Consider the following 6190-nt stretch of genomic DNA (forward strand, 5'->3'; position numbering starts at 1 on the left):
GGCCCGCACCGGCGCCGGCCTCCGGGCTCGCGTCCGGCTCGGCGGCGTTCTCGTCGACCGAGATCCCGTGGTCGGTCGCCAGCCCCACCAGTCCGTCGGAGTAGCCCTCGCCGAGCGCCCGGAACTTCCACCCCTCGCCCCGCCGGTACAGCTCCCCGCAGATCAGCGCCGTCTCATCGCCGGTCTCGGGCCGTACGTCGAAGTAGGCCAGCGGCTCGGAGCCCCCGGTCGCGCCGGCGTCGTAGAGGAGGATCCGGAGGTCGCCGACCCGGCGGAACGGGACGTCCTCGGCGGAGGCGACCACCAGGATCCGGTCCACCGTGGGGGTCACCGTGCGCAGGTCCGCCTGGACGGCGTCGGTGATCGCGTCACCGATCTGCTTCTTGCCGAGTCGCCAGACGGCCCCCGAGGGGTGCCGGGGCTGGTTGTAGAAGACGAAGTCCTCGTCCGAACGCACCCGGCCGTCCGGGCCGACGAGCAGCGCCGAGGCGTCCACGTCCGGCACCTCGGGGCCAGCGGTCCAGCGCAGCACCGCCCGGACCGCCACGGCGGCCACCGGGATGTTCGAACCCTTCTGCATCGCGTGCGTCATGCACGTCATCCTGCCCTCCCAGGGTGGACAGGGACAATGCGGCCCCCCGTAGGGCCTTGTCTCGAACGCGAGACCTGGGCATGGTGCAAGAGGGTTACCTGAACTTCATGTGCTTGAGGAACTCTTGACTCACGTTCGTACGTACTATTACCGGCCATGCCAGTTGGGCCGCCGAGGCAGTACGGGGGAAGCACATGCGTCACTTTGGGCACATAACGCCCGCCGTCCGTAACGACCTCTTCCACCAGGAACCGGCGGAATTCACCGGAGCCTCGCCTGCCCGCGTCCTCGCGGCGGCGCTGGGAGCCACTCTCTACAGCCCGGCCACCCGACCCACGCTCGCGGCCGACATCCGCAAGCAGGCCGGTCGCGGAGTCGTCTCGATGGTCCTCTGCCTGGAGGATTCCATCAGCGACGGCGACGTCGCCGGAGCGGAGGAGAACCTCGTACGGCACTTCTCGGAGCTCGACGCCGACGGCGCGGAGCTCCCGCTCCTCTTCATCCGCGTCCGCACGCCCGAGCAGATTCCCGACCTGGTGCGCCGGCTCGGCGGCTCCGTGCGGCGGCTGGCCGGATTCGTACTCCCGAAGTTCGACGAGAGTCGCGGGATCGCCTTCCTCGAAGCCGTCGCCGCGGCGGAGGCGGCCGGTGGACTGCCCCGCCTGTATGCCATGCCCGTCCTGGAAACCCCGGACCTCCTCCACCTCGAAACCCGCGTCGAGGCACTCGCCGGCATCTCCCGCACCGTCAACAGTCACCGCGAGCGCGTCCTGGCGCTGCGGCTCGGCGTGACCGACTTCTGCTCGGCCTACGGCCTGCGGCGCACGCCCGACATGACCGCCTACGACGTCCAGATCGTGGCGGGCGTCATCGCGGACGTCGTCAACGTCCTCAGCCGCGCCGACGGCACCGGCTTCACGGTGACCGGACCGGTCTGGGAGTACTTCCGCAGCCAGCAGCGCCTCTTCAAGCCCCAGCTGCGCCGCAGCCCCTTCCTGGAGGAGGGCGTGGAGGAACTGCGCACCGCCCTGATCGAGCACGACCTGGACGGACTGCTGCGCGAGATCGAGCTGGACCGGGCCAACGGACTGCTCGGCAAGACCTGCATCCACCCCGCCCACGTGACGCCCGTGCACGCGCTGTCGGTGGTCTCGCACGAGGAGTTCTGCGATGCGCAGGACATCCTGCGGCCCGAGCGCGGCGGCGGCGGCGTGATGCGCAGCGCCTACACGAACAAGATGAACGAGGTGAAGCCCCACCGGGCCTGGGCCGAGCGCACCATGCTGCGCGCCGAGGTCTTCGGTGTGGCGAAGGAGGAGGTCGGCTTCGTCGACCTGCTCACGGCCGGGCTCCAGGTGTGAGCGCGCCCGCCCGCCCGCGCGGACGCGGGCCCAGGCACGGACAATGACGATGACGAGGAAAGGCAAGACGATCGAAGCGGTGTGGTCGGGTACCTGGGTCGCGGACCGGCTGGGCGTGAGCCTGGAGGATTCCGGTGACGGTCCGCGGTTGACGGAGCTGCTCGGACTGGCCCTGCGGCGCAACCCCAAGCGCGCCCACCTGCTGGTCTCGCAGGTCCTCGGCAAGCACGTCCCGCAGTCCCCGGCGCTCGTGTACGGGGCGGGCTTCGGCCTCGGCGAACGCGTCCGGGAGCTGCTCGGCGAGGACGCCGCCGATGCCGTGGTCCTCGGCTACGCCGAGACCGCCACCGGCCTCGGCCACTGCGTGGCCGACGGCCTCGGACCGGCCCCCTACCTGCACTCCACCCGCCGCCCCGTGCCCGGCGTGGAGCAGGCCGGCGGCTTCGAGGAGGCGCACTCGCACGCCACCTCGCACCTGCTGCTCCCCGAGGACCCGCGGCTGCTCGCCGGCAGCGGACCCCTGGTCCTCGTCGACGACGAGTTCTCCACCGGCAACACGGTCCTGAACACCATCCGCGACCTGCACGCCCGCCACCCCCGCTCGCACTACGTCGTCGTCGCCCTCGTCGACATGCGCTCGGCCGCGGACCGTGACCGGCTCACCGCCTTCGCCGCCGAGCTGGGCGCGCGCGTGGACCTGATCGCCCTCGCCTCGGGCACCGTCTCCCTCCCGGACGGCGTCCTGGCCAAGGGGCAGGCGCTGGTCGAGGAGTACGAGGCGCCGACCGGGGAGTACGAGGCTCAGGCCGGGGAGTACGAGGCGCAGGCTGCCCTGCCCCAGCCGGACCGGGCCCGCCACGCCGGTTCGGCTGACGCCCCGCGGCCGGTCACCCGTGTGGACCTGGACTGGCCGGCCGGCCTCCCCGACGGCGGCCGCCACGGCTTCACCACGGCGCACCGCACCCGCCTGGAGGCGGCCCTGCCCGGGCTCGCCGGCCGGCTCGCCGCCGCGCTGGGCGAGAGCCCCGGGCGGGTCCTCGTACTCGGCAACGAGGAGCTGATGTACGCGCCGCTGCGCCTCGCCAAGGCCCTTCAGGACGCGGGCTCGGCCCGCGAGGTCCGGTTCTCCACCACCACCCGCTCGCCCGTCCTCGCCGTCGACGACCCCGGCTACGCCATCCGCACCCGGCTGGTCTTCCCGGCCCACGACGCCCCGGCCGACGGCCCCGGCGACCGCTACGCCTACAACGTCCGCGGCACGGACGGCGCCGGTTTCGACGCCGTCGTCGCCGTCGTGGACTCGGCCGGGGACACCCCCGAGCTGCACACCGGACTGCTGGCGGCCCTCGCCCCGCACACCGGCCACGTCGTCCTGGCCGTCGTCCCGTCCTACACACCCGACCGGCGGGAGCCCAAGCCGATCATGACCGAGCCCACCGAGCCGACCCTGCGCGAGCCCCTGCGCGGTCCCGCCTTCTCCTCGTACGCCCCGGAGGACGTCGGCTGGCTGCTCCAGGACTTCTCCGACGTCGAACTGGAGGCGCCGACGGAGGAGCGCGAGGAGGCGATACAGGCGGGCGGTGCGCACTACGCCGAGTCCCTGCCCGTCGAGTACCAGCCCTCCCCCCAGTACCAGGAGCTGTACGGGAGCGCCCTGGCCGCCTCCGCCGTCCGCGTGGCCCGGGCCGTCGGCACGGTCACCGAGACCGTCCTCGCCGAACGCTCGCCGTCCCCGGTCCTGGTCTCCCTGGCCCGCGCCGGCACCCCCGTGGGCGTCCTGATGCGCCGCTGGGCCCGCGCCCGCCACGGCCTGGACCTGCCGCACTACGCCGTCTCCATCGTGCGCGGCCGCGGCATCGACGCCAACGCCCTGCGCTGGCTGGCCGCCCACCACGACCCGGCCGACATCGTCTTCGTCGACGGCTGGACCGGCAAGGGCGCCATCACCCGCGAGCTCAAGGTCGCCCTGCAGGAGTTCCCCGGCTTCGACCCGGAGATCGTCGTCCTCGCCGACCCCGGCTCCTGCGTGCCCACGTACGGCACCCGGGAGGACTTCCTGATCCCTTCCGCCTGTCTCAATTCCACCGTCTCCGGTCTCGTCTCCCGTACGGTTCTCAGGTCCGACCTGGTCGGTCCCGCCGACTTCCACGGCGCGAAGTTCTACCGTGAGCTCGCCGGAGCCGATGTCTCCGTCGCATTCGTCGACACGGTCGCCGCCCACTTCGACCAGGTGGCCGACGCCGTCGACGAGGAGGTCAAGGAGCTCCTCGCGGCCGACCGCACGCCCACCTGGGAGGGCTGGGCGGCCGTCGAGCGGATCAGCGAGGAGTACGGCATCCACGACGTGAACCTCGTCAAGCCCGGCGTCGGCGAGACCACCCGCGTCCTGCTGCGCAGGGTTCCGTGGAAGATCCTGGCGCAGCGCGGCGCCGGGGCCGACCTGGACCACGTACGGCTGCTCGCCGAGCAGCGCGGCGTCCCGGTGGAAGAGGTCGACGGGCTGCCCTACACGTGCGTAGGACTCATCCACCCCCGATTCACGCGCGGCGCCACCGGCGCCGACGGAAAGGCTGTGGCCTCGAAGTGACTGTCCTCGTAGCCAGTGATCTCGACCGTACGCTCATCTACTCGGCGGCCGCCCTCGGCCTGACCATGCCCGACCCGGTGGCCCCGCGGCTGCTGTGCGTCGAGGTCCACGAGAGCAAGCCGCTGTCCTACATGACGGAAACGGCGGCGGGACTGCTGGCGGAGCTGACGGCCGATCCTTCGGTGGTCTTCGTCCCCACCACCACCCGGACCCGCAAGCAGTACCAGCGCATCCGCTTCCCCGGCCGCCCGGCCCAGTACGCCATCTGCGCCAACGGCGGGCAGCTCCTCGTCGACGGGGTACCGGACCGGGACTGGCGGCGGCAGGTCGCGGCGCGCCTGGCCGAGGAATGCGCCACCCTGGAGGAGGTGCACCAGCACCTGCTGTCCACGGCCGACCCGGCGTGGCTGCGCAAGGCGCGCCTCGCGGAGGACCTCTTCGCGTACCTCGTCGTGGAGCGGGAACTGCTCCCGGACGAATGGCTCAAGTCCCTGACGGAGTGGGCCGAGGCCCGCGGTTGGACGGTCTCCCTCCAGGGCCGGAAGGTCTACGCGGTTCCGCGCCCGCTCACGAAGAGCGCGGCGATGTACGAGGTCGCCCGCCGAACCGGAGCCACCACCACCCTCGCGGCCGGCGACTCGCTGCTGGACGCGGACCTGCTGCTGGCGGCGCACGCCGGCTGGCGCCCGGGACACGGCGAACTGGCCGACGCGGCCTGGACGGCGCCGTCGGTGACCGCGCTGGCCACGGCGGGCGTCCTGGCGGGAGAGGAAATCGTGCGGGCATTCGCCCAGGAGGCGGCCCGACTGGGCAGACTGGACGCATGACCAAGGGCAACAGCACCAAGATCACAGACGAGCTCTACCGGTACATGCTCGACCACAACCCGCCGCTGGACCAGGTCCAGCGGGGGCTGGTGGCGACGACGTACACCAAGTTCCCGGACGTGGCCGGAATGCAGTCGGCGGAGGAGCAGGGACCGCTGCTGGCCTTCCTGGTACGACTGACCGGCGCCCGCCACATCGTGGAGGTCGGCACCTTCACCGGCTTCTCGGCCCTGTCGATGGCCCAGGCACTGCCCGCCGACGGCCGCCTCATCGCCTGCGACGTCTCCGAGGAGTGGACCCGGTACGCCCGGCAGGCCTGGGAGGAGGCGGGCGTCGCGGACCGCATCGAGCTGCGCATCGCACCGGCGCTGGAGACCCTGCGCGCGATGCCGGCCGAACCGCACATCGACATGGCCTACGTGGACGCGGACAAGCAGAGCCAGATCTCCTACTGGGAGGAACTGGTGCCGCGACTGCGTCCGGGCGGCCTGATCGTCACCGACAACACGCTCTACCACGGCACGGTCCTCGACGAGTCGGCCACCGGTGCTGCGGCCGGCGTCCGCGCCTTCAACGACCACGTGTCGGCGGACCCGCGCATGGAATCCGTCCTGCTCGCGATCTCGGACGGCCTGACCCTGTCGCGCAAGCGCTGAAGGCCGACGGGCCCACGGATCTGCGCGCTCACGGGCCTACGGGCCCGCGCGCTCACGCCTCACGCTTCAGGCCGCGGGCCGCAGCGCCCCGGGTCAGCCGCAGCCGCCGCCACCGCAGCAGCCGCCCCCGCCGCCCATCGCGGGCGCGGGGGCACTGCTGCTCGTCC

5 protein-coding genes are annotated in these 6190 nt (G+C 72.5%); 4 read left to right on the forward strand and 1 reads right to left on the reverse strand.

Going from position 1 to position 6190, the window contains the following annotated elements; translation table 11 throughout:
• Positions 1–592, reverse strand: a 592-nt coding sequence (locus ACWGIU_RS26540) for a TerD family protein (RefSeq protein WP_453709809.1), incomplete at its 3' end; no start/stop codon positions are given.
• 194 nt (positions 593–786) lie between these two features.
• Here ACWGIU_RS26540 and ACWGIU_RS26545 point away from each other — a divergent pair.
• From ACWGIU_RS26545 to ACWGIU_RS26560, 4 genes are read left to right on the forward strand one after another with little or no spacing between them, the layout of a single operon-like run.
• A complete protein-coding gene (locus tag ACWGIU_RS26545; RefSeq protein ID WP_453709811.1) occupies positions 787–1953 on the forward strand; it encodes an HpcH/HpaI aldolase/citrate lyase family protein in 1167 nt (388 codons plus the stop codon).
• A gap of 49 nt (positions 1954–2002) precedes the next feature.
• Positions 2003–4540, forward strand: a complete 2538-nt coding sequence (locus ACWGIU_RS26550) for a phosphoribosyltransferase (RefSeq protein WP_453709813.1) — start codon at positions 2003–2005, stop codon at positions 4538–4540.
• Positions 4537–5367, forward strand: a complete 831-nt coding sequence (locus tag ACWGIU_RS26555) for an HAD family hydrolase (protein ID WP_453709815.1) — start codon at positions 4537–4539, stop codon at positions 5365–5367. Before ACWGIU_RS26550 ends, ACWGIU_RS26555 begins: the two co-directional genes overlap by 4 nt.
• Positions 5364–6023, forward strand: a complete 660-nt coding sequence (locus ACWGIU_RS26560; protein WP_453709817.1) for an O-methyltransferase — start codon at positions 5364–5366, stop codon at positions 6021–6023. The genes ACWGIU_RS26555 and ACWGIU_RS26560 overlap by 4 nt, the downstream gene beginning before the upstream one ends.
• Positions 6024–6190 lie beyond the last annotated feature (167 nt).

The organism is Streptomyces sp. NPDC054840 (assembly GCF_053611065.1).

Bases quoted from the DNA above. Each gene is read 5' to 3' on its own strand.
- ACWGIU_RS26550 (WP_453709813.1), top strand. From the start codon at position 2,003: ATGACGAGGAAAGGCAAGACGATCGAAGCGGTGTGGTCGGGTACCTGG.
- ACWGIU_RS26560 (WP_453709817.1), top strand. From the start codon at position 5,364: ATGACCAAGGGCAACAGCACCAAGATCACAGACGAGCTCTACCGGTAC.
- ACWGIU_RS26545 (WP_453709811.1), top strand. From the start codon at position 787: ATGCGTCACTTTGGGCACATAACGCCCGCCGTCCGTAACGACCTCTTC.